The sequence below is a fragment of the Pseudomonas sp. CFII68 genome, assembly GCF_000416195.1.
Taxonomy (GTDB): domain Bacteria; phylum Pseudomonadota; class Gammaproteobacteria; order Pseudomonadales; family Pseudomonadaceae; genus Aquipseudomonas; species Aquipseudomonas kilonensis.
In genome coordinates this window covers 183722-205939 of record NZ_ATLN01000125.1, presented here as the reverse complement: position 1 = coordinate 205939, position 22218 = coordinate 183722, and the positions used below count along the sequence as shown (strand labels likewise).

At 59.2% G+C, this 22218-nt stretch carries 25 protein-coding genes and 1 tRNA gene; 5 read left to right on the top strand and 21 right to left on the bottom strand.

The window, feature by feature from the left end; translation table 11 throughout:
• Position 1: 1 nt before the first annotated feature.
• Positions 2-811 (bottom strand): helix-turn-helix domain-containing protein, encoded by an 810-nt coding sequence (locus CFII68_RS0126255; RefSeq protein WP_033062947.1) that lies wholly within the window; start codon positions 809-811, stop codon positions 2-4.
• Positions 812-928: 117 nt separating this feature from the next.
• On the opposite strand from CFII68_RS0126255, the gene CFII68_RS01665 reads away from it, so the two are divergent.
• Complete coding sequence (locus CFII68_RS01665; RefSeq protein WP_018613673.1) at positions 929-1270, top strand: hypothetical protein; 342 nt, start codon at positions 929-931, stop codon at positions 1268-1270.
• Between the two features lie 94 nt (positions 1271-1364).
• Here CFII68_RS01665 and CFII68_RS01670 read toward each other — a convergent pair whose 3' ends face one another.
• The 8 genes from CFII68_RS01670 to CFII68_RS01705 form a co-directional block, all read right to left on the bottom strand.
• The gene (locus CFII68_RS01670) at positions 1365-1766 is read right to left on the bottom strand and encodes a PaaI family thioesterase (protein ID WP_018613671.1); all 402 of its coding nucleotides are present in this window, start codon (positions 1764-1766) and stop codon (positions 1365-1367) included.
• Positions 1767-1860: 94 nt separating this feature from the next.
• The gene (locus CFII68_RS01675; protein ID WP_018613669.1) at positions 1861-2424 is read right to left on the bottom strand and encodes a GNAT family N-acetyltransferase; all 564 of its coding nucleotides are present in this window, start codon (positions 2422-2424) and stop codon (positions 1861-1863) included.
• Between the two features lie 49 nt (positions 2425-2473).
• Positions 2474-3055 (bottom strand): hypothetical protein, encoded by a 582-nt coding sequence (locus CFII68_RS01680; RefSeq protein WP_018613667.1) that lies wholly within the window; start codon positions 3053-3055, stop codon positions 2474-2476.
• 244 nt (positions 3056-3299) lie between these two features.
• Positions 3300-3788 carry a type II toxin-antitoxin system HigA family antitoxin gene (locus tag CFII68_RS01685; protein ID WP_018613666.1) on the bottom strand — a complete coding sequence of 163 codons (489 nt, stop codon included), beginning with the start codon at positions 3786-3788 and terminating at the stop codon, positions 3300-3302.
• The gene (locus tag CFII68_RS01690; protein ID WP_014339452.1) at positions 3785-4114 is read right to left on the bottom strand and encodes a type II toxin-antitoxin system HigB family toxin; all 330 of its coding nucleotides are present in this window, start codon (positions 4112-4114) and stop codon (positions 3785-3787) included. Before CFII68_RS01690 ends, CFII68_RS01685 begins: the two co-directional genes overlap by 4 nt.
• 149 nt (positions 4115-4263) lie before the next feature.
• Entirely contained in the window at positions 4264-4491 is a 228-nt protein-coding gene (locus tag CFII68_RS01695; RefSeq protein ID WP_003204158.1) for an integrase, read from the bottom strand.
• Between the two features lie 141 nt (positions 4492-4632).
• Positions 4633-5115: a nuclear transport factor 2 family protein gene (locus tag CFII68_RS01700; RefSeq protein ID WP_018613661.1), complete on the bottom strand. Its 483-nt coding sequence runs from the start codon at positions 5113-5115 to the stop codon at positions 4633-4635.
• Between the two features lie 336 nt (positions 5116-5451).
• Positions 5452-5541, bottom strand: a tRNA-Ser gene (locus CFII68_RS01705).
• Positions 5542-5849: 308 nt separating this feature from the next.
• On the opposite strand from CFII68_RS01705, the gene CFII68_RS01710 reads away from it, so the two are divergent.
• The 3 genes from CFII68_RS01710 (at position 5850) to CFII68_RS01720 (ending at position 8687) form a co-directional block, all read left to right on the top strand.
• Positions 5850-6539: a crotonase/enoyl-CoA hydratase family protein gene (locus tag CFII68_RS01710; protein WP_018613658.1), complete on the top strand. Its 690-nt coding sequence runs from the start codon at positions 5850-5852 to the stop codon at positions 6537-6539.
• 317 nt (positions 6540-6856) lie between these two features.
• Positions 6857-7579: a 1-acylglycerol-3-phosphate O-acyltransferase gene (locus CFII68_RS01715; RefSeq protein ID WP_018613656.1), complete on the top strand. Its 723-nt coding sequence runs from the start codon at positions 6857-6859 to the stop codon at positions 7577-7579.
• 136 nt (positions 7580-7715) lie between these two features.
• Entirely contained in the window at positions 7716-8687 is a 972-nt protein-coding gene (locus CFII68_RS01720; protein ID WP_018613654.1) for a magnesium and cobalt transport protein CorA, read from the top strand.
• Between the two features lie 200 nt (positions 8688-8887).
• On the opposite strand, the gene CFII68_RS01725 is transcribed toward CFII68_RS01720, so the two are convergent.
• From CFII68_RS01725 to CFII68_RS01735, 3 genes are all read right to left on the bottom strand, one after another.
• The gene (locus tag CFII68_RS01725) at positions 8888-9622 is read right to left on the bottom strand and encodes an amidotransferase (protein ID WP_018613652.1); all 735 of its coding nucleotides are present in this window, start codon (positions 9620-9622) and stop codon (positions 8888-8890) included.
• An 89-nt stretch (positions 9623-9711) separates the two neighbouring features.
• A complete protein-coding gene (locus tag CFII68_RS01730; RefSeq protein WP_018613650.1) occupies positions 9712-11856 on the bottom strand; it encodes a 3-hydroxyacyl-CoA dehydrogenase NAD-binding domain-containing protein in 2145 nt (714 codons plus the stop codon).
• A 26-nt stretch (positions 11857-11882) separates the two neighbouring features.
• Positions 11883-13088, bottom strand: coding sequence for an acetyl-CoA C-acetyltransferase (locus CFII68_RS01735; RefSeq protein WP_018613648.1), 1206 nt, complete (start codon positions 13086-13088; stop codon positions 11883-11885).
• A gap of 607 nt (positions 13089-13695) precedes the next feature.
• On the opposite strand from CFII68_RS01735, the gene CFII68_RS01740 reads away from it, so the two are divergent.
• Positions 13696-14508, top strand: a complete 813-nt coding sequence (locus CFII68_RS01740; RefSeq protein ID WP_018613644.1) for a cytochrome c — start codon at positions 13696-13698, stop codon at positions 14506-14508.
• 130 nt (positions 14509-14638) lie between these two features.
• On the opposite strand, the gene CFII68_RS01745 is transcribed toward CFII68_RS01740, so the two are convergent.
• The 9 genes from CFII68_RS01745 to CFII68_RS01785 all read right to left on the bottom strand — a co-directional run bounded on the left by CFII68_RS01745 (position 14639) and on the right by CFII68_RS01785 (position 22179).
• Positions 14639-15442, bottom strand: coding sequence for a transglutaminase family protein (locus CFII68_RS01745; protein WP_018613642.1), 804 nt, complete (start codon positions 15440-15442; stop codon positions 14639-14641).
• Entirely contained in the window at positions 15439-16389 is a 951-nt protein-coding gene (locus CFII68_RS01750) for an alpha-E domain-containing protein (RefSeq protein ID WP_003204175.1), read from the bottom strand. Before CFII68_RS01750 ends, CFII68_RS01745 begins: the two co-directional genes overlap by 4 nt.
• A 9-nt stretch (positions 16390-16398) precedes the next feature.
• Positions 16399-17808 carry a circularly permuted type 2 ATP-grasp protein gene (locus CFII68_RS01755; RefSeq protein ID WP_018613640.1) on the bottom strand — a complete coding sequence of 470 codons (1410 nt, stop codon included), beginning with the start codon at positions 17806-17808 and terminating at the stop codon, positions 16399-16401.
• A 380-nt stretch (positions 17809-18188) separates the two neighbouring features.
• Positions 18189-18530: a ribonuclease E inhibitor RraB gene (locus tag CFII68_RS01760; protein ID WP_003179463.1), complete on the bottom strand. Its 342-nt coding sequence runs from the start codon at positions 18528-18530 to the stop codon at positions 18189-18191.
• A 201-nt stretch (positions 18531-18731) separates the two neighbouring features.
• Complete coding sequence (locus CFII68_RS01765; RefSeq protein WP_018613636.1) at positions 18732-18968, bottom strand: hypothetical protein; 237 nt, start codon at positions 18966-18968, stop codon at positions 18732-18734.
• A 141-nt stretch (positions 18969-19109) separates the two neighbouring features.
• Complete coding sequence (locus CFII68_RS01770; protein ID WP_018613634.1) at positions 19110-19718, bottom strand: START domain-containing protein; 609 nt, start codon at positions 19716-19718, stop codon at positions 19110-19112.
• Between the two features lie 54 nt (positions 19719-19772).
• The gene (locus CFII68_RS01775; RefSeq protein WP_018613632.1) at positions 19773-20027 is read right to left on the bottom strand and encodes a zinc/iron-chelating domain-containing protein; all 255 of its coding nucleotides are present in this window, start codon (positions 20025-20027) and stop codon (positions 19773-19775) included.
• A gap of 147 nt (positions 20028-20174) precedes the next feature.
• On the bottom strand, positions 20175-20651 hold the full coding sequence (locus tag CFII68_RS01780) for a hypothetical protein (RefSeq protein ID WP_018613631.1): 477 nt from the start codon (positions 20649-20651) through the stop codon (positions 20175-20177).
• An 85-nt stretch (positions 20652-20736) separates the two neighbouring features.
• On the bottom strand, positions 20737-22179 hold the full coding sequence (locus tag CFII68_RS01785; RefSeq protein ID WP_018613628.1) for a PLP-dependent aminotransferase family protein: 1443 nt from the start codon (positions 22177-22179) through the stop codon (positions 20737-20739).
• Positions 22180-22218: the final 39 nt, after the last annotated feature.

The window sequence follows — 22218 nt, the reverse complement described above, 5'->3', positions numbered from 1 at the left end:
ATTATTGGTGTTGCGCCTGCTCATATGCCTTAGTCATCACCTCCCAGGTCTTCGCGTCGGCAGGAATCAGATGCTCGATACGCAATGAGCTCATCGTGATGTCGAGCGGCATGCCGAAGGTGGTGAACGTTGACATGAACTTCAGCTCCCCATGGGGAGACTCGACTCGCGTCAGCAACAGCGGAGGCAGCTCGTTAATCAGCGCCGCAGAGCTGTATGGGGCCGGCAGGCTCTTCAGAATCTCAGCCAACGCGGGATTACTCAAGGCTTCCCGAGAGGCCCGTTGCCAGGCCACTAATCTTATTTCCTCGGCGTTACTCAAATGATCGCCCAAGCCACCGGGTTGCAGCAGTGTCACCAAGAGGTTGAGCCCATCGGCTGCATCCCTGGCAAGACCCACCAGATCGAACAGAACACCTGCGCTGGTGTTGGCTGCAAGGATGTCCCATTGGGCACCCAGAACAATCGCCGGAGCGGGGTTATTGGCGTGAAGTACATGATTAATGGCATCACGTACCACTTCCATTGACGAAGACGTGAGCGGCGTCGTTTCGTAGCGAGGGGCATAGCCACTGGCGATGAAGATGTCGTTGCATCGCTCCAAAGGTACATCCAGGGCAGTCAATAAGTTATGCAGAGTGCCGGGGCTTGGCTTGGCGCGCCCCGTCTCGATGCAACTAAGATGACGCTGAGAGATCCCCGTGATCAGTGCACAGTCCAACTGACTCAGTCCGGCCTGTTGGCGCAAGTGACGCAGTTGCGCACCGGCTGAGGTTGGTGGCGTTGTTCGAGAAAAAGGTCGACTGGTCATCCGTTGACTCTGGCATTGCGGGGGAGCGGCGTCGATGACCTCTGAGGTCATTGAAACCATGACGGTCAAATCACTAGCCTACCTCCACTGATCAATGAACTTGTCCAAGGAGGCAACGTGAAGAAACCTTACATCGCACTTGTCACGCTGTTGTTTTTTTCCGTGTACACGGCGAGTACTTTGTTTCTCGCCGAGCAATCGCTCCTGGCGTTCGGCCTCGGGCTCATGTCCCGCCCAGACACCGCGCAGGTAGTCATTGATCTCTATTTGCTCGCTTGCATGGCGTGCATCTGGATGTACCGGGACACACGTTCGAAAGGCAGGTCGCTCATGTCATTGCTGCCCTACATCCTGATCACGGTGATATTTGTATCAATCGGTCCACTGTTGTACATCGTCGTTAACGGATTTGGACGTCAATCGCCGGTGACAGGTACTCATGATTACCCACCGTCTTAAGCAACGCACCGCAGAGGACGATTACAGCTCAAGGCCAATCAACGAGTACCGCTTTCGGATCTCCCTGACGCATCTGGGCCAGTTCAGCATCCCCCTAGCTGAGCACCAGAAAAGATGCACTGGCTCGAACCACGCGCTCCTCGCCAGCGCTGATATAGGTATTGGCAAACACCAATCGACTACCGGTTTTTTGAATATCTACGGCAGCCTCCAACCAATCGCCGATCTTAGCGGAGCCAGCGAAATCAGTCGTCATCGTGGTCGTCACGAGCTTAAGAGGCGGATCTTTCGAGTACGCAGCGCTGTAGCCCAGCGCGATATCAGCCAGCGCCATGAACAATCCTCCGTGAGCGAGTCCACGCGCATTGGTGTGTTTCTCCTCCACCCGAATCCCAACGGTAAAACCTTCGGAGTTTTCCCGATAATAAAAGGGACCGAGTAAGTCAAGAAAAGGGCTGCTACGAAATAACGGCCTGAAACCCTGTGGAATATCCATCTCACATTCCTTTACCCGTTAACCCGACAGATAGATCCTGGCGACGACCGTGGTGAATTGTCGTTCACAGGCGACTTGACCCATTTGACTCTGCTCAATTCGATTCCAACGCGGCCTTTTTCCCAAGCCAATTCCCACGCGTCATTTCCCAGATTTCCTTAAGCAACGACCCACAGACAAACTCCCCTTCCTGCGTCCCGATCAGGCGCATGCCTTCATGCTCCGAAACTTTGCGCGAAGCCTCGTTGCCCACCGCCTTGGGCACTTGCATGACAGGGCGCCCCAGCGCTTCAAACCAATAGGTATTGATCACTTCACAAGCCTCGCGCATGTAGCCCTTTCCCTGCCATTGCGGTGTCAGCCAGAAACCCCGGTTGTTGCCGGGCTGGTCGTACAAGCTGATGCTGCCGATGCTCTGTGTCGGCTCTTCGGCAATACGGATCATCCAGTGCCACTCGCGTCCGGCTGCAATAGCCGGGAGTGCATGATCGCGCACGTACGTCAGCGCGCCGTCATCCGGGTAAGGCCAGGGCACGCGGCTGTCCAGGTAACGGACCACTTCCCAATGGGGAAATAGCTGTTGGATCGCCGGTGCATCCGTCAGCTCAAGGGGTGTGAGGATGAGGCGACGGGTTTGGAACGTGGGGATGGGGCTCATGATGAAACTCCTTTTTCAACGTTATGGCGTCCTTGGAAAACCCTCCGCGCTAAAAGTTATCCGTCGCCCTGCACAGTTTGCTGTCCTTCAAGAATGAACGGGGAAGTTGCGTCGTTGCCGCGGGCAGTTGCTTGAGCGTCACCCCACACTCATAACGCCCCGCAGCGTCCAGTTGGTAATCCTCCCCTGCCTTAGGGACAAAACTGAACATGTTGTAGCATTGAGCACCGATGTAATGAAAAGCAATGGGCTGCCCGGCAGGCACCAGCAACTCAGTCATCACCGTGGAGGATGAGTGTTTGTCGTCATCTGGCATGCCCAGGCTTTCGCCGTTGCGATTGGCGTAGCCATCGCGGTACGCCACCATGACGCCCGCGCCCGGCAGGCGGAAGTCCACGCAATCGGACTTGGGTACGGCCCTGACCATGCCATCGCTGATCACCCGCAAGCGCGCGGTCTCGCCACCGTCAGGCGTTGAGTAAGGGGTGGAGAAAGAACGGACATCCGACAGCGCTCCGCAGCCGGTGAGCAGGGTCAGTAAAGTGAAGTTCCAGGCATGTCGCAGGACGCGGGACGTCGTGCGCGGGTTAATGTCAGTTTGGGCGTTGAGGGGGCGTGGCGATTGGCTCACGATGATGCTCCATGCGGGTCAGATATCCAGGGCCAACGACGGTCGAGAGGAACGCGATGTCAGCGCGAGATTTTATAGAGGGTTCGGGGATTGACTGCAATGGCCGATGTATCGGGGCGCGTGTCATCCTGAACTTCCGTGAATCGACAACCAACCCCGCCCCTTGATCAGCAGATGATTGCCCTACCCCTTATCCGGCTCTTTGGCTGTCTTTCTGCGGCCGTTCGAAGTTACTACTTTGTATTCATTCGATATGAGCCGTCACCTTTGCTGAGGCCGCGGTCAAGAAAGCACTCGGCTCCATCGCAAACCGCTCCGCCAGCGCATACGCCATCTTGTGGCTGATAGGTCTATCGCCATTGAGCACTTTGGACACCGCCGTTTTATCACCGATTTCAGGGAGGTCTGAACCGGTGAGCCCGAGCGTCTCCATCAGGTCCTTGATCAATTGCACAGGCGTGCAGGTCGCCTCAAAAGCGGCATTCGATTCGCGAAACTGTTCGGAGTCGCGCTGGTAGGCCAGGATTTCGTCCTCGAGTTCAACGAGAATTTTCTCCTCGGTTTTGCTCAGTTCGCGTCCGTCGGTGAGCGCATCGAGCAGGTCGGTCGCACGCTCATAGTCGGCAGGGGTCTTGATGCCATGCACAAACTCACCGCGCAGGCGATCCAGTACCGCATGTAGCTCGCCAAGCGTTGCGATCACGGTTTGAAAGTCATTCCGGGCTGCGCTCATCGTCTTACCCCCTTGTTTCTTGCATACCAACTGTTGGCAACGTCGTAATCGGCATGCGTGTAGATGTGTTTGACGCAGAACTTCTGCCGGGTGTAGTTGACGCCACCTATCACTCTGAGATTATTGCCGCCTACGTCGATCACCACCCAGTTCATTGCGGCTCTGGGCTTGAACAAAACACCGTGCGTACCGAACAGCTTTTGCAGGTCCGCGAACGCTTTGGGGCGTGCCATCCTCAAAATGCGCAGGCATCGATCAAGCCCGGCCTTGTCGTTCGGGTACAAAATCGCAGCGTCGTCAAAACGTGATGGCGTGAGTATATCCATGGGCTTCCTTGTCTTTGAGCCGACGGTACTCTGGTTGTGTTTTTTCACAACTACGATTTATTGGCGGCAGCGGGACTCATACGGTGACAATTATTATGTTCGGCAGAGCGTTTGTACGACGGGCCCGGCTAGCTAGCCAATCGACACAGTCACCGTAGAATCAACACCGCCGCCACCGCAATCACGGCCACCACACCAAAGACCATCCGCGCGATCCAGGGCGCGGTGAGCCAGACGCCGGTCACCCCGGCAATCTGCCCCACGTTCTTTTCGGTCAGGCGGAAACTCGGCTCCCGGAAAGGATTGCCGCAATGTGGGCAGGCGTAGGCCTTGTCGGAAATTCGGGAAGCGCATTCAGGGCAATCGATCAGACTCATTGTGCGACCTCAGGGAGAGACGAACTTGGGGTACTGACAAAGACCACGCATTTCCGGTTTTTGTTCTGAATCGAGTCAACCTTTTGAAGAGCACGCTACGCAAAAGCGAACTGCTTCACAGCCAACAAGATAGCCCAGCCACTACTGTGGGGGTTTTACGCGCCGCATAAGATCGTTCAACACGTAGGTGTCCAGGAAGGCTGTGACTTCAATGATCTGACCATTCTTGAAGGTCATGTGCCACAGGTAGGTGTTGTTGTAGGGTTTGTGATCAAGCGCCGTGGCGGTTCCGTTCCACAGAACAACCACGACATCATTCTGAGCAACGATGCTCTGCACCGTGGGGACAATCGGTGTTGCCAGTCGCGCAGTAATCGGCCGCACAACTTGGGCCAGTTCAGCCTTGCTGTTATAGACACCGGAAACAGGACTCGTCCCGGCCACGGTCCATTTCGCATTGGGCGCCAGCAGATCGAACACCGTGCCTTTGCCCTGCTGCCAGAGAGTGAACGCCTGGCGGACCAGCGTCGCATTCGCGTGCTGGGTGTTTTCCGAAGCCCAGACGTTGTTCGTAAAAAATATTAAAGACAGTGCAAGCGCCTGGACGCGCCAAGTGAAATTCATCCATCTGGTCATGATGTTCTCTCACAGCAATGCAGTTGATAAGACGCTCTTCCAGGAGGACCTTAACGGCATGTGCCCAGAAACCTTTGCCCGATACTGCTGCGAGGTTGTCGAATGCTGTTTGGTAATCAGGCCACTGTGGGAGCGAGCTCGCGATAGCGGTGGATCAGTCACTTTGATGTTGGATGTATGGCCGTCATCGCGAGCACGCTCGCTCCCACAGGGGGGCGGTGCTTATTCCTGGATACTCCACGTGCCTTGTGTATTTTTCAGACGGCAGAAACCACAAAACCCCTGGTTCTCTTGGAAAACCAGGGGTTTTGTGTGTATCGAATGTGGCGGTGAAGGAGAGATTCGAACTCTCGATACAGTTTCCTGTATACACACTTTCCAGGCGTGCTCCTTAAGCCACTCGGACACTTCACCGTATCTCGGCAAACTGTTCAGTCTGTCGAGGCGCGCTAATGTAGTCGAAAGCTTTTCCGATGGCAAAGGTTTTTTTCAGAATTTTCATGCGGTTAAGCTTGGTCGGGCATTTCAAACGCACTTAGGCATGGCAAACCGGCCAATCTTCGGGACTATGCAGGCGCTGCTCTATAGATGAAGGCGAAGCGGGATGGGCGGGACAGGCTGTTTGCGGGGCTTGGAGCTGACCGGTGAGTCAGTCACGGCGCTTTACCTGGCCTGCGGCGGTGAGTAACGTCTGCGTCACTTCTCTTACAAGGAATAGCGTCATGAGCGACTTGATTGCCTACCATCTCGAAGACGGTATCGCGACCCTGACCTTGAACAACGGCAAGGTCAATGCCATCTCGCCGGATGTGATTGCCGCGTTCAATGCTGCGCTGGACCAGGCGACGGCGGATCGGGCGGTGGTGATCATTACCGGGCAACCGGGGATTTTGTCGGGTGGTTACGATCTGAAGGTGATGACCGCCGGTCCCAAGGAAGCGGTGGGCCTGGTCACGGCCGGCTCGACCCTGGCCCGTCGCTTGTTGTCGCACCCCTTCCCTGTCGTTGTCGCTTGCCCGGGGCATGCGGTGGCCAAGGGTGCGTTCCTGCTGCTCTCGGCGGACTATCGCATCGGGGTGGAAGGGCCGTTCAGCATCGGCCTGAACGAAGTGCAGATCGGCATGACCATGCACCACGCCGGTATCGAGCTGGCTCGTGATCGCCTGCGCAAGTCGGCGTTCCATCGCTCGGTAATCAATGCCGAGATGTTTAACCCACAGGGCGCTGTGGATGCGGGCTTCCTCGACAAGGTGGTGTCGGCCGAAGAACTGCAGGGCGCGGCCCTGGAAGCGGCGCGTCAGTTGAAGAAGATCAACATGTCCGCCCACAAGAACACCAAGCTGAAAGTGCGCAAAGCCCTGCTGGAAACGCTGGACAGTGCGATTCTGCTGGATCAGGAGCATATGGGCTGAGGCTTGTAGGAGCTGTCGAGCGGAGCGAGGCTGCGATCTTTTGATCCTTCGCTCCGGACTCAATTGGTAATGGAAAGATCGCAGCCTCGCTCCGCTCGTCAGCTCCTACGGGCCCAGAGAGCGCTAGCCCTCACCTGGAGTCGGGCTTTTTCCTACGCGCGTCGCTTAAAAGTCCGCAACCGCTCTACACCGCTTCTGTCACGCCATGTGGAAACATGCGCTTAAACATCGTCCATTTCCTACCTCTATAGGGGCAATTGCCGAAAACAGTGCACATCCGTACACTGCGCCACCTTTTGTCCCGATGGGGCCTGTAGATGCTGTTTGTACTGCGTATGTTGTTGATGGGCCTGCATTTTGTATTGGCTGGCGTGCTCGGGGTGATTCTGGGCCTGTGTCGGCCGTTCAACCCGGACAACAGCCGTTTATGCGCACGATTTTACGCATTGCCGGCGATGTGCATTTTGCGCCTGCGGGTCCGGACGCAAGTCGACACGCTGGTGAATAAGCCCAACGGCTGCGTCATCATCGCCAACCACCAATCCAACTATGACCTGTTCATGTTCGGCAACGTGGTGCCGCGCCGTACCGTGTGCATCGGCAAGAAGAGCCTGAAATGGGTGCCGCTGTTCGGGCAATTGTTCTGGCTGGCGGGCAACGTGTTGATCGACCGCGGCAATGCGATCAAGGCGCGACAGTCGATGCTGACCACCACCCATACCTTGCAGCACGAGGACACCTCGATCTGGGTTTTCCCGGAGGGCACGCGCAATCTGGGTGAGGACCTGCTGCCGTTCAAGAAAGGCGCATTCCAGATGGCAATAGCCGCCGGAGTGCCGATTGTTCCGGTGTGCGTGAGCAGCTACATCAAGCACATGCGCCTCAATCGCTGGCGCAGCGGTGACATCCTCATACGCTCGTTGCCGGCGATTCCTACAGCCGGATTGAGTATGGATGACATGCCCCGGCTCATTGCCCAATGCCGTGAGCAGATGCGCGAGTGCATCGCGACAATGGACCGGCAGCTGCAAACCGCCTGAATGGAAAACCCGCCCCCTCGGCGGGTTTTCTTTTACCGCCGAACTCCGTAGATTTTGCTGACTCTCAAGCTACAGGGCGCGTTAAGCTGGACGCTGCCTGCCACTGCCATTTCCAAATAAGAAGTGAACCACCATTATGGGTAGAGTCGTTGCTGCTGCGGTCTACAGCGCCGGTAAGAAAGTCACCAATATCACCCTCGACGAAGGCAGCGCCTGGGCTGCCAAACCTGGTCATTTTGTGTGGATCGGTCTCGAAGAGCCCAGCGCCCTGGAGCTGACCAACCTGCAGCGTCAATTCAACCTGCACGAATTGGCGATCGAAGACGCCATGGAAAAACACAGCCGTCCCAAGCTGGAGACCTTTGGCGATGCGCTGTTTATCGTCACGTATTCGCCGATACGCAAGGACGGCAAGCTGCTGTTCATCGAAACCCATATCTTCGCCGGCAAGGGCTACATCATCACGGCTCGCAACGGCCACTCAGCGTCCTACGCCCACGTCCGGCAGCGCTGTGAGGCGCGTCCGCTTTTGCTGAAACACGGGGAAGATTTCGTCCTCTACGCCATCCTTGATTTCGTGATTGAAAACTACCAGCCCATGGGGGAAGCCATTCACGCCGAAATCGATGAGCTGGAGCGCAGCGTCATGTGCAGCTCCCTGAACGAGCGGGATATCCAGAACCTGCACAGTTTGCGTCGCGACGTGTTGCGCCTGCGTCGCTATGCGGCGCCGATGGTGGAGATCAGTGAAGAGTTGCAGCGACTCGACTTCCCCTTCATCGACAAGAACATGGGCCCGTATTTCCGCGATGTGCAGATTCATGTCACGCGGCAAATGGAAGACCTGGCCACCCTGGCCGACATCGCCAGCCAGACCATCGAAGTCGGCGTGCTGCTCGAAGCGTCGCGCCAGAGCGTGGTGCAGCGCAAGTTCGCGGCTTGGGCGGCGATCCTGGCGTTTCCCACGGCCGTGGCCGGGATCTATGGGATGAACTTCCAGGTGATGCCGGAGTTGAGTTGGCAATACGGGTATTTTGCGGTGCTGGGGGTTATTACGGTGGGATGCTCGTCGTTGTGGTTGAGCTTCAAGCGATCGGGGTGGTTGTAGGCGAACAGTGGGATTTGTGTGGGATTTATCGCGAGCAGGCTCGCTCCCACAGGGGATTTGCGTCGTACACAGATCCAGTGTGGGAGCGGGCTTGCTCCGGGCGGCGTTCCGACGAAGACGACGGCACATCCAACATCAACGCCAGCTGATCCACCGCGATCGCGAGCAAGCTCGCTCCCACATTAGAGATGTGGTGATCTTTAGCCTTGGCTGGTTTCGACCTGCGGCTTGTGGGCGACAAAACGCATCATCCACTCCGCCACCGTGGTGCCGTGGTGCTCGTGGGCAAGGCTCGCCACACCCTGGCTATAGATCTGCTCGCCGAGGTGCTGCTGGCGAATCTCCAGCAAGGCCCGGGAATAATCGTGGATGAACTCTGGGTGACCCTGGAAGCACAGCACCTGGTCGTTGATGTGGTAGGCGGCGAATGGGCAGAAATCGCTGGAGGCGATGACGGTCGCACTTTCGGGCAGTTCGGTGACCTGGTCTTGATGGCTGATCAGCAAGGTCAATTCTTCCATCACCGGGCTCATCCAAGGCGCCTTGGCGGCGAGTTTGTAGCGATGGGTGCCGACGCCCCAGCCTTGGGTGGCGCGTTCAGTCTTACCGCCCAGCAACAACGCCAACAGCTGGTGGCCAAAGCACACACCGAGCAATTTATCGCCGCGCTGATAGCGCTCCAGCAGGTAGGTCTTGAGGGTTTGAATCCAAGGGTCGGTGCCGAAGGAATCAGCCTTGCTGCCGGTCACCAGATAAGCGTCGAATGCCTCGTCATCGCCGGGGTAATGCCCCTCCATCACGTTGTACACGACGAATTCGGCCGCGATGGGCTGCTGCGAAAACAGGCGCTGGAACATCTGCCCGTAACCCTGATATTGGTCGACCAGTTCCGGACGCAGGATATCGGTTTCCAGAATGCAGATGCGTAGCGACATAAAAAATACCTGACACGATGATGGGAATATTGCACACCTCAGAGCCTGCCCTGAAACACCGTCCCAAGGCAAGCCCCTTCCCGGGTCTGTCAGAACAGTTCGTGGCGGGCGGCCTTCTCCAACAACAAGGCCGGCGGTGAGAAGCGCTCGCCATATTGCTCGGCCAGATACTGGGCGCGACCAATAAAGTCTTGCAGGCCGTATTGGTTGATGAACTGCAGCGCACCACCGGTCCAGGCGGCGAAGCCAATACCGAAGATCGAGCCGACGTTGGCGTCGGCCGTCGAAGTCAGCACCCCCTCCTCCACGCAGCGCACGGTTTCCAGGGTCTGGATGAACAGCAGGCGATCACGGATATCCTGCGGGGAAATCTGCCCGTCGGCTTCCTCGAAGCGGCTTTTGAGCGCCGGCCACAGATACTTTTGCCCATCGGCCGGGTATTCATAGAAACCGGCACCGGCGGCCTTGCCCGGTCGCTTGTATTCGTTGAGCAACAAGTCAATCACGGCGAACGCCGGGTGCTCACTCGGCGCTTTCCCTTCTGCGCGCAGGTCCTTGGCGGTTTGCGCGCGGATATGGCTCATCAGGCTGAGGGAAACTTCGTCAGCGATCGCCAGAGGCCCGACCGGCATGCCGGCCTTGCGCGCTTCGGTCTCGATCATCGGCGCACTCACGCCCTCGCCGAGCATGGCGATGCCCTCGTTGGTAAAAGTGCCGAATACACGCGACGTAAAGAAGCCGCGACTGTCGTTGACCACAATCGGCGTCTTGCTGATCTGCTGGACAAAATCGAACCCCCGGGCCAGGGTCGCGTCACTGGTGCGCGCGCCCTTGATGATCTCCACCAAAGGCATTTTCTCCACCGGGCTGAAGAAGTGCAGGCCGATGAACTTCGTCGGGTCTGGCACAGCCATGGCCAGGCCGGTGATGGGCAAGGTCGAGGTGTTGGAAGCGATCACCGCATCATCGCCCACCACCGCCTGGGCGGCGGCCGACACTCTGGCTTTCAGGGCGCGATCTTCAAACACCGCTTCGATGATCAGGTCGCAGCCGGCCAGGTCGGCGTTGCTGTCGGTCGTGTGAATCCGCGCCAGCGTGGCTTCGCGCTGCTCGGCGGTGAGTTGGCCCCGGGCGATCTTTTTATCCAGCAACGCCGCCGAACGGGCCTTGCCCTTCTCGGCCGCCGCCAGATCGACATCCTTGAGTACCACTGCGATGCCGGCCACGGCGCTGACATAGGCGATACCCGCCCCCATCATGCCCGCGCCGAGCACGCCGACTTTTTTCGTCAGATAAGGCGCAAAACCCTGTGGGCGAGAACCACCGGCCTTGATCTCGTTGAGCTGGAACCAGAAGGTACCCATCAGGTTCTTCGCCACCTGGCCGGTGGTCAGTTCGGTGAAGTAACGGGTTTCGATCAGGTGCGCGGTGTCGAAATCTACCTGGGCGCCCTCCACCGCTGCGCAGAGGATTTTCTCCGGTGCTGGCAGGCAACCCTGGGTCTTGTTGCGCAGGATCGAAGGGGCGATAGCCAGCATTTGCGCAACTTTCGGGTCAGACGGCGTGCCGCCCGGCAGTCGATAGTCCTTTGCATCCCAGGGTTGGATGACGCTGGGGTTGGCAAGAATCCAGGCCCGGGATTTGGCCAGCAGTTCGTCACGATCCTTCGCCAGCTCATCGATCAAACCGGCCTGCAGCGCTTGTTGCGCATTGACCTTCTTGCCCTCGAGCAGATACGGCAAGGCCTTTTCCAAACCGAGCAGGCGCACCATCCGCACCACCCCGCCACCGCCCGGCAACAGGCCAAGCGTGACCTCCGGCAAGCCGAGCTGCACCGACGACAGGTCCAGGGCCACGCGATGATGGCAGGCCAGACAGATTTCCCAACCACCGCCGAGGGCCGCGCCATTGATGGCCGCCACCACGGGTTTGCCCAAGGTCTCCAAGGCTCGCAGTTGCGCTTTAAGCCGCAGGACCATGTCGTAGAAAGCCTTGGCCTCGGGCTTGCCGACCTTGATCAATTCGTTGAGGTCACCGCCGGCGAAGAAGGTGTGCTTGGCCGAGGTGATGATCACACCGGCAATCGAGTCCTTTTCAGCCTGCAAACGGGCGACGCAGGCGGCCATGGCCTCACGGTACACCGCGTTCATGGTATTGGCGCTCTGGCCCGGCATGTCCAGGGTCAGGACGACGATCCGGTCCTGGCCAGTTTCGTAACGAATGGCATCGGTCATGAAAAAGTGTTCCTTGAAGTCGGGGCTCAGAGGCGTTCAATGACGGTGGCAATGCCCATACCGCCGCCGACACAGAGGGTCGCCAGGCCATAACGCAGGCGACGCACCTCCAATTCGTCGAGCAACGTGCCGAGAATCGCGCACCCCGTGGCGCCCAAGGGATGCCCCATGGCGATGGAGCCACCGTTGACGTTGACCTTGGCCGGGTCGATGGCCATGTCCTTGATGAACTTGAGCACCACCGAGGCGAAGGCCTCGTTGACTTCGAACAGGTCGATGTCCTCCACCCGCAACCCGGCCTTGGCCAGGGCCTTGCGGGTAGCCGGCGCCGGGCCGGTGAGCATGATGGTCGGGTCGGTACTGGTGACTGCGGTGGCGACGATCCGCGCCCGGGGTTGCAGGCCCATGGCGCGCCCCTTGGCTTCGGAACCGATCAACATCAGTGCCGCACCGTCGACGATGCCGGAACTGTTGCCCGGCGTGTGCACGTGATGGATTCGTTCGACATGGCTGTAGACACGCAGCGCCGTACCATCGAAGCCCATCTGGCCCATGGCTTCGAAACTCGGCTTGAGCCTGCCCAGGCCTTCGAGCGTGGAGTCGGCGCGGATGAATTCGTCGTGGTCCAGCAGCACGATGCCATTCTGGTCCCGCACGGCGACCAGGGATTTATTGAACGAACCGTCAGCCCGGGCACGCGCCGCTTTTTGCTGGGAATGCAGGGCATAGCCGTCGACATCCTCACGGCTAAAGCCTTCCAGCGTGGCGATCAGGTCGGCGCCGATGCCCTGGGGAACGAAGTGGCCGTGCAGGTTGGATTGCGGGTCCAACGCCCACGCACCGCCATCGCTGCCCATGGGCACCCGGGACATGGATTCGACGCCGCCGGCCACCACCAGGTCTTCGAAGCCGGAACGCACTTTCATGGCCGCCAGGTTCACCGCCTCCAGGCCCGAGGCGCAAAACCGATTGAGTTGCACACCGGCCACGCTGACATCCCAATTGGCCACCAGCGCAGCGGTCTTGGCGATATCGGCCCCCTGTTCACCCACCGGGGTCACGCAACCGAGCACGATGTCATCGACTTGGCTGGTGTCCAGATCCATACGCTGTTGCAAGACGCTGAGCAGGCCACCCATCAGATTTACCGGCTTGACGCTGTGCAAGGCACCATCGGCCTTGCCCTTGCCACGGGGCGTGCGTAATGCGTCGAAAATCAAAGCTTGGGTCATGACGTCCTCGAAACCACGGGGTAATGCGATGCCTTCAACCATAAGCCCAGCGGCGCCGGATTCAATGACCACAGCGCTCAATGGCGTTGACGGCCACGCTCAGACGAACGGTAGCGAGCTATCGGGTTAACCGATTCAGGAGGGCAAGCTGTCTAGCAAAAGGGCCGGCAGGAAGGTGGCAATAGGCCTCATGCCTTTTTTAGAGCAGCCTGTACCAAGCTGATATGAATTGGATCTAAGCCAAGGCCGCCGCGGCCCCTAATGTAATCCTTGTACAAGAAAGTCGTCGGGTTTTGCCGAGGCGCTTGTCGGACAGGAAGTGCAACGCCAGCCGCCATGGATATGCAGGCTGGCTTTTAGGAAATAACAATAAAGGCGGGTCAGCCATGTTCAAACATTCGAAAGTTCGCCAAGCCGGACTCATTCTCTTTGCCACGACGCTGCTGTTGATTTTGCCGAATATCACCAAGGTGATTGGCTGAATCCTGCGCGAGGGCATCTGCATCATTCATTAGTTGTGTCGCCAAAAAATGTGACGGGTTCTCTGTTCGAGCCGCGATGGCTGTGCCAACCTTTGCGGCCCCCCTCGACATGGAAGGCGATCGACTTGAAAGCTCTTATTGTGTTCGGGGTGTTGCTGCTCAGCACGCCCCTTTACGCCGCGCAACTGGTGCTGGAGTTGGGCGCGGATACGCGCACCTGGCAAACCGAAGAACTGCTCAAGCGCCCGGACGCTCAAACGGTCCAGATCGCTGATGACGTTTCCTACAAGAAACCGATGAGCTATCGAGCCGTGCCGCTGACGGCACTATTGACGGGCGTCCAAGCGGAGGACCACCTGCAAGCCGTTGCCCTGGACGGCTTCGCTGCCGAAATGCCTGCGGCGCCGTTACTCAACAAAAGTGGGGCCCGGGCCTGGCTGGCGATTGAGGACCCGGCCAAGCCCTGGCCATCACTGGGGGAAGGCAAGCACAGTGCCGGGCCTTTCTACCTGGTCTGGACCGATCCGCAGGCTGGCCATATAAGCCCGGAGCAATGGCCCTACGCGGTGGCGACCATCAAGCGCCTGTCGGCCGTGGCCGAACGCTTCCCCGCCCTGCTGCCGGCGCCCAACCTGGCCAAGGACGACCCGATCAATAAAGGTTTCGAGCTGTTCCAGAAAAACTGCCTGGCGTGTCATCGGCTCAATGGCGCAGGCGACGCGCAGTTCGGCCCTGACCTGAACATTCCCTTCAACCCGACCGAATACTTCTCCGGGGATTTCCTCAAGCGCTACATTCGCGACCCGCAAGCGCTGCGTCGCTGGCCCCAGGGCAAGATGCCCGGGTTCTCGGCTGCGGTACTGCCGGATTCGGAGCTGGATTTGCTGGTGGGTTATTTGAAGCATATGGCGGGACGCAAGCAGCCATTGGCCCCGTGAGATTGCTTTTTTTGTGGCGAGGGAGCTTGCTCCCGCTGGGCTGCGCAGCAGCCCCTTAATAAAGCTTGCGAGCGCTTCGCACTCGAGCGGGAGCAAGCTCCCTCGCCACAAAAGCTCGCTCACCAAGCGGTTATTGTTGTTGCACCGTGATCACTGGCGCCGGTGGCACGACCAGCTTGGCATGCATCTGCTCGCAACCACCGCCACGCCGCATGCCACGCACCGGGCAGGCGTCCAGGTAATCCAGGCCCACGGCCAGCTTCAGGTGGCGCTCCGGACGGGCCAATTGGTTGGTCACGTCGAAACTGTACCAGGCGTCGTCAAGCCAGGCTTCTGCCCAGGCATGGCTTGCCAGGTGTTCGCTCGCTTCGCTGAACAGGTACCCCGACACATACCGCGCCGGCACTCCCAGGCTGCGGGCGCAGGCCAGGAAGGCGTGGGTGTGATCCTGGCACACCCCGCTACGACCGGCAAAAGCCTGGGCCGCACTGGTCTCCACTTCAGTGGTGCCAGGGGTGTAGATCATGTGCTGGTTCAGCCCGTGCATCAGGTCGATCAGCGCCGTGCGATCGCGACGCTGCTGGCACTGCTGCGCAGCGAAGGCTCGAAGGGCCTCGTCCGCCTCGGTCAGCCGGGTGAAGCGCAGGAACGGCAGCGCTGACTGGCTCTCGTGCTCGGCTTCACGCGACGGATCGATATCCACCTGTCCGCGGGCGCCGATGATGACCGTTTCGTGGGGTTCGTCCAGGGTCAGTACATGAAGGATGTTGCCGAACGGATCCAGCTGCGCCCGCACCGGCCGTGGCAGATCCAATTGCCAGCTCAGCACATGCTGGCGTTCGCTGTCGTGGGGCGTCAGGCGCAGGTACTGGATGCTGGCGCGCACCTGATCTTCATAGTGGTAGGCCGTTTCGTGGCTGATCGAGAGTCTCATATGACCTCCAGGTAGGAACTGTGAATGGCATTGCCCAGTTCACGGACCAGTGGGATGAATTCGGTGAGCCAGGCATGCAGGCCCCCGTCGAGGATTTCGTTGATGCCGGTGTAGCGCAGGCGTGCGTCCATTTCCGCCGCCAGCCGTTGTGCCTGCCGGCCGTTGGTGCCCGGCAGGCTCGCGAGGATCTGGTTGATTTCTTCGGTACAGGCGCGCAGCGAACGCGGTACGTCGGCGCGCAACAGCAGCAACTCGGCCACATGGCGAGCGCCCGGGGCGTCACGGTAGATCTCGGTGTAGGCCTCAAAGGACGACAAGGCCCGCAACAAGGCGCTCCATTGGTAATACGCGTGGGCCGTGCCATCGCTGACCGTGTCGGCCTGGTCGCCGGCCATTTCGTAACGGGCGTCGAGCAAGCGCAGGGTGTTGTCGGCCCTTTCGATGAAGGTCCCCAAGCGAATGAAGCGGAATGCGTCGTTGCGCATGATGGTGCCGTAGGTTGCGCCACGAAACAGGTGGGATCGCTCCTTGATCCACTCACAGAAACGGCTCATGCCGTAGCGATTCAAGCCTTGCTCGGCGATCCCGCGAATTTCCAGCCAGGTGGCGTTGATGTTCTCCCACATGTCGGCGGTGATTCGCCCACGTACCGCGTGGGCACTGGCTCGCGCGGCGCCGAGGCAACTGTAGATGCTGGCCGGGTTGGCCGCTTCCAGGGCAAAGAAATGCAGCAGGCGCTCGGCGTGCAGCTCGCCGTGTCGCTCCCGGTAGTCATCCAGCGTGCCTGTGATCAGCAATGGCATGGCCAGCTCGTGCAGGCCGTCGCCACGCCCGTCCTGGGGCATCAGCGACAATGAATAACTGACATCGAGCATCCGTGCGAGGTTTTCCGCACGCTCCAGGTAGCGCGACATCCAGTACAGGTCCGAGGCGGTTCTACTCAGCATGGCAGCTCCTCAATCCTCGACCACCCAAGTGTCCTTGGTCCCACCGCCCTGGGATGAATTCACCACCAGGGAGCCTTCGCGCAGCGCCACCCGTGTCAGCCCGCCAGGCACCACGCGGGTCTCGCGGCCGGACAGCACAAACGGCCGCAAATCGATGTGGCGCGGGGCGATGCCGTTTTCGACAAAGGTCGGGCAGGTCGAGAGCGACAGCGTCGGCTGGGCGATGTAGGCGTGCGGCTTGGCCTTGATCCGCTCGCGAAAGGCATCGATCTGCGCTGTCGTCGCGGCCGGCCCCACCAGCATTCCATAACCGCCGGAGCCCTGGGTTTCCTTGACCACCAGATCGGGAAGATTCGCCAGCACGTGGGAAAGCTCGGCGGGATTACGGCATTGCCATGTAGGAACGTTCTTCAGGATCGGCTCTTCGTCCAGGTAAAAACGGATCATGTCGGTGACGAACGGGTACACCGATTTGTCGTCCGCCACGCCCGTGCCGATGGCATTGGCCAGCACCACGTTGCCGGAACGGTATGACGACAACAGGCCCGGTACGCCGAGCATCGAATCCGGGTTGAAGGCCAGTGGATCGAGGAACGCGTCGTCGAGGCGACGGTAGATCACATCCACGGCTTTCGGGCCGTCGGTGGTGCGCATGAACACTTTGTCATCGCGTACGAACAGGTCGGCGCCCTCCACCAACTCCACGCCCATCTCCCGGGCCAGGAACGCGTGCTCGAAGAACGCGCTGTTGAAACGCCCCGGCGTGAGCACCACGACACTGGGATCGTCCAGCGGGCTGGAGCTTTTCAGGGTGTCGAGCAGCAGGTTCGGATAATGGTCGATGGGGGCGATGCGCTGGGCGGCGAACAATTCGGGGAACAGGCGCATCATCATCTTGCGGTCTTCGAGCATGTAGCTGACGCCGCTGGGCGTACGAAGATTGTCTTCGAGCACGTAGTACGTGCCGTCACCGTCGCGCACCAGATCGACACCACAAAGGTGGGCATAGATGTCACGGTGCAGGTCCAGCCCCTGCATCGCCAGTTGGTATTGCTCGTTGGCCAGCACCTGCTCGGCGGGAATGATGCCGGCGCGGATGATCCGTTGTTCGTGGTAGAGGTCGGCCAGGAACATATTCAGCGCCTTGACCCGCTGGATGCAGCCACGTTCGACCACCCGCCATTCACTGGCCGGGATGCTGCGCGGGATCGTGTCGAAAGGGATCAGGCGCTCGGTCCCCTGCTCGTCGCCGTAGAGCGTGAACGTAATGCCAGCACGATGAAACAACAGGTCGGCTTCGCGCCTGCGTTGCGCCAGCAGCTCGTCAGGCGTTTCAGCCAGCCAGCGGGCAAACGCCTGGTAATGCGGACGGACCTGGCCGTTGGCATCGTACATTTCATCAAAACCGCTGCGGATCATGCCGTACTCCTTGTCACCCTGGCAGCAAGGCTTCGCAAGCCCCGTGCCATCGGCATAAACGCTTTATGATCAACGGGTTGGATTCTCCTCTGACAGGCCGTGCACTTTTCTAGTGCAGCAAATACCCCCACCCCGCTGCCCCCCGCTTCATTGCGACGCAGGGGCGTCGCTCTGCTGAGCATAGCCCTGGAAAAACGACGCGGCTTGATCTGGATACAGTTAGGTACAAAACCTGGCGGTTGTGGTGTTGGCGGGGGACATGCTCACCTATTCGGCGTCCGCCACAAATCCCACAGTAATGTTCAATGTTCGGGTAGTTCACAGACATGAAAACGGCCGACACAAAGGTCAGCCGTTGCTGTGGTTGCGGTGAGTAACTGTCAGGCCTGCAGGCGCCGGATCTCTTGCTTGACGCCCCAGCCCTCGATAACACCACCCAAGGGTTCGACGACTGCCTCAAAGTCTTGCTCGAAGTCTCCTATGTCATCGTAAGTGGCGTACATCACCCGGCTCAGTTCCAATGACCAAGCCCCGTCGTCCCGTGCACTGATCTGCGCGTTCAGCGACTCTCCCCGAAAATGACCTGCCGCCCTGCGCGCCCGCTCCTCGTCCGGGAAAATGGCGTAGAACTCAATGGGATGGAATCGGGAAAAATCGAAACCGCCTTCTTTCATGCGGCGCAATACGCTGGTGCTGATGTCTTCTTGATAGGCTGTGCTCATGAAACGTCCTCCTGAAACCAATGGATAGACTTTCCGTCTTCCCGTGCGTGAAGCCCTCAGGCTGCAAGCGGTACGGCATCAAATGGCCGTCGGGACACAAGCATGTAGCTGACAAGACCGGACCTTGGCGATCCTTTCGCTGATCTCAATTGCAGAGTAGCCGTAAGTGGTGGCCACTGCCAAGCGAGACCAGGCAACGTTTCATGAAATCGGTTTAATGCTGAGGATTTCAATGCTGTGCTGGGACTTGAGGTTCTTGACGGTGGGATCTTCAGTGCGACCTTCCAGGTCGTTGAGGTCCAGTAGGTCGGAAACGGGCAGCATTTTTTTACGAATCAGTTGTGCAGCCTGCTCCATCGTAGGCTCCTGCTCGTAGTCGAACTGCTCGGCGATGGCTTCGCCATGATCATCCACGAAAGTGATTTCCCACTTTTGCATCAGTGTCTCCTTGATCAATTCAGGGCCTGGCTTACCTCTATCTCGACATTGAGGGCCGGACAATCGTTCCACTGGGCGGGCGGACGGCACACATGAAAAGACCGCCTCTGGGGCGGTCTCTTGCTGTAAAGCCGTGGCCGATCAGTTTTCGGCGCGTTCCTTCAGGGCTTTCAAGGTGTTGAACGGCGCATCCACCACGAACTTGTTCGCCAGCCAGGACGGCACGTCACCACCCGGTTCGGTGTGGACCTGATAAACGACTTCGATCTGGCCCGCGCCTTTTGGCGTGAACGTCCAGAAACCGTCGACCTGGGTTACTCGCACAAAACCTTGCTCGTCAGGCGCGTATTTCGGCACCCCCTTGAGCCTGCGGGTCAGGCTGCCATCGGCGCCCTCCTCGGTGGTGACTTCCAGCACCGAGTCCCGGGGCGTGACCGGCCATGGTGTGTTGAATTGAGTATAGGTCCAGCTCTTGTCGCCTTCGTGCTTGAGCAGCTTCTGGCTCTTGCATTCATGAATCCATGCGCAAGCGCCGGGAACGTCTTCCTGCAGGGCCCGCAGCTTGGCCATGGTGGTTTTCATCACCGTCACGCCACGGTAGGCCTTGTATTTGGAGCCCGTCACCTCACTGAGGGAAACCTTGATACCGTCCTTCTCCTTGGCAACCTGCCAGTCCTCTGCCTGAGCGGTGGCCGTTGCCAGCAATACGGTCAACCCACACAACACAGCCATACGATGCAGCGAACCCATAGTTCTTTTCCTTATTGTCCAAGTTCGTTCAGTTAGGATCCATTCATGGAATCATTACGCTGCCGTGACTTGCTCCCACCAACCGATCAGCCGGATGGCCTCTTCACTGCTGCTGCCGCACACCTCGATGTCGGCGTCGAACGCCGAGCACACTGCCGGACGTTCCGGCTGGCCGAAGATCCGGCACAGGTTATCGACTGACAATTGCACGCAACGTTCTCCCGCCGGTTTGCCTTGAGGCATGCCAGGGATCGATGAGCTGATGGAAGGGGCGATGCAACAGGCGCCACAGCCTTCACGGCATTTCATGACGGCGACATCCTCACGACAGTAATGGTTAGTAACAGAACACAGAGTACCGGCTAAAACACTCGTTTTAAATTACCGTCTGCGTGTTTTTTTGCCCATGGCGGGATGACCGAATGGTCAACGACGAACTGCAGGCCTGTCGAAGGTTTATTGCTTGAATTCGAAGTCCAGCGCCGCGCCTTCCACCTCATTGCGCTCCTGGTTGCGCAGTGGCAGCTGCATTTCATTGCTCAACAAACGGCCATTGAGCTGAAACGGCCCGGGTTTCTCGCCGAACATCGACGGCAAGAGCGGCTCACGCTTGGACTGCACCACCTTACCCGGTGGTTGCAGTTCCTCGACCATCTCACGAGGCAGGCTCAGATCGAGCTTGGCCGGCGGCAATGGGGTCTTGGCGACCTCGCGGGCGGATTTGCTCTTGGAAGCGATGGGCGCGCGCTTTTTCTTCGCGGGAGCTGCCTTTTTAGTGGAAGGCTTCTTGGTCACTGCCGTTTTTTTCGGCGTATCTTTCGTGGCACTGGCGGCCGGTTTTTCCTGCGCTGGAGTTGCCGCGACGACGCCTCCCATGTGGAAGGCGCTCAACAGGCCGATCAAAACCCAGGCAGCAGGAACAATGGCTTTCATAGACACAACGGCACTGACGACAGGGACCCCCATGCTCGCCTGATAATGAGGCGCTGACAAGCACATCGAGCTAAGCCACTGGCGCCTAAAGAAATCCGTTGGCCGTCTCTTGGCACAATTGAGTGGCCAACATCCCCAGTGTCATCAAGGCCCGCTCCGCCTCACGGTTCCAGGGAGTGCCGCAGTTCAAGCGAATGCAGTGGTTGAACTGCTCGGTGTTACTGAAAATCAGCCCTGGCGCGATGCTGATGCCTTGTTGCAACGCCCGCACATGCAACTCCTGGGTATTGACCCGCCCCGGCAGGCTGACCCACAGGATGAAGCCTCCAGTGGGACGACTCATCTGCGTGCCTTCGGGGAAGTACTGCTGCACCGCCAGTTGAAAGGCGCTGAGGTTCTTGCGGTACTCCTGGCGGATATAGCGCAAGTGCCGGTCATAGCCGCCGTTTTCCAGGTACGCGGCGATGCCCATCTGCGTGACGCTGCACGCGGAGTGGGTGCTGAAGGTCTGGAGTCGCTGGATTTCCTGCTGGAATTTACCCGCGATCATCCAGCCGATGCGCACGCCCGGCGACAACGTCTTGGAAAAACTCGAACAGTAGATGACCCGGTCCAGCCGGTCGTAGGCCTTGAGGGCCTTGGTGCGCCCCTGTTCGAACATCAACTCGCCATAGATATCGTCCTCGACGATCTGGATGTCGAAGTCCGAAGCCAGGCGCAGCAATTGCTTTTGCCGCTCTTCAGGCATGGTGCCGCCCAAAGGATTGCTCAGGCGCGTGGTCAGCACCAACGCCTTGATCGACCATTGGTTGGCCGCCAACTGCAAGGCCTCCAGGCTCATGCCGGTGACCGGGTCGCTGGGAATTTCGATGACCTTGAGGCCCAACAGATCCGCCAGTTGCAGCAAGCCGTAATAGGTCGGCGACTCGGCGGCGATCAAGTCCCCCGGCCGCGTCAGCACCCGCAAGGACATTTGCAGTGCGTCGACGCACCCGTGGGTGATCACCACCTCGGAAGGGTCTACCACGACGCCTGCATCGCGCATGCGAATCGCCACTTGACGGCGCAATGGCTCGAAGCCCGGGCTGAACATGTAGCTGAACGCCCGCGGGCTGTGGAAACGCGTGACCTTGGCCAATTGCTGATGCAGGGCCCGAACCGGCAGATAGTCGACGCTCGGCACCGCCGCGCCCAGGGGAAACACCCCTTCGCGGCGCGACTCGACCAATACTTGCTGGATGATGCTGCTGCGCGTCACCAGCCCCGGACGCTCGACCCGGGCAATGTCCGGCGTCGGTGCCGTCAGGGCCGGCGTCTGGTGCACGTAGTAGCCCGACTGCGGCCGCGCGCGGATCAGCCCCTGGTCTTCAAGGTTGGCGTAGGCCTGCAGCACCGTGGCATGGCTGACGTTGAGCTGCGAGCTCATCTTGCGCACCGACGGCACGCGCTCACCAGGCTGATACACACCGCGCCGGATGTCTTCAGCCAGCTGTTGAGCAATACGTTGATAGAGCAGAAGGTTGGTCATGACGCAGCACTCGATTTCACGGGCATTTTATTCTTGTCG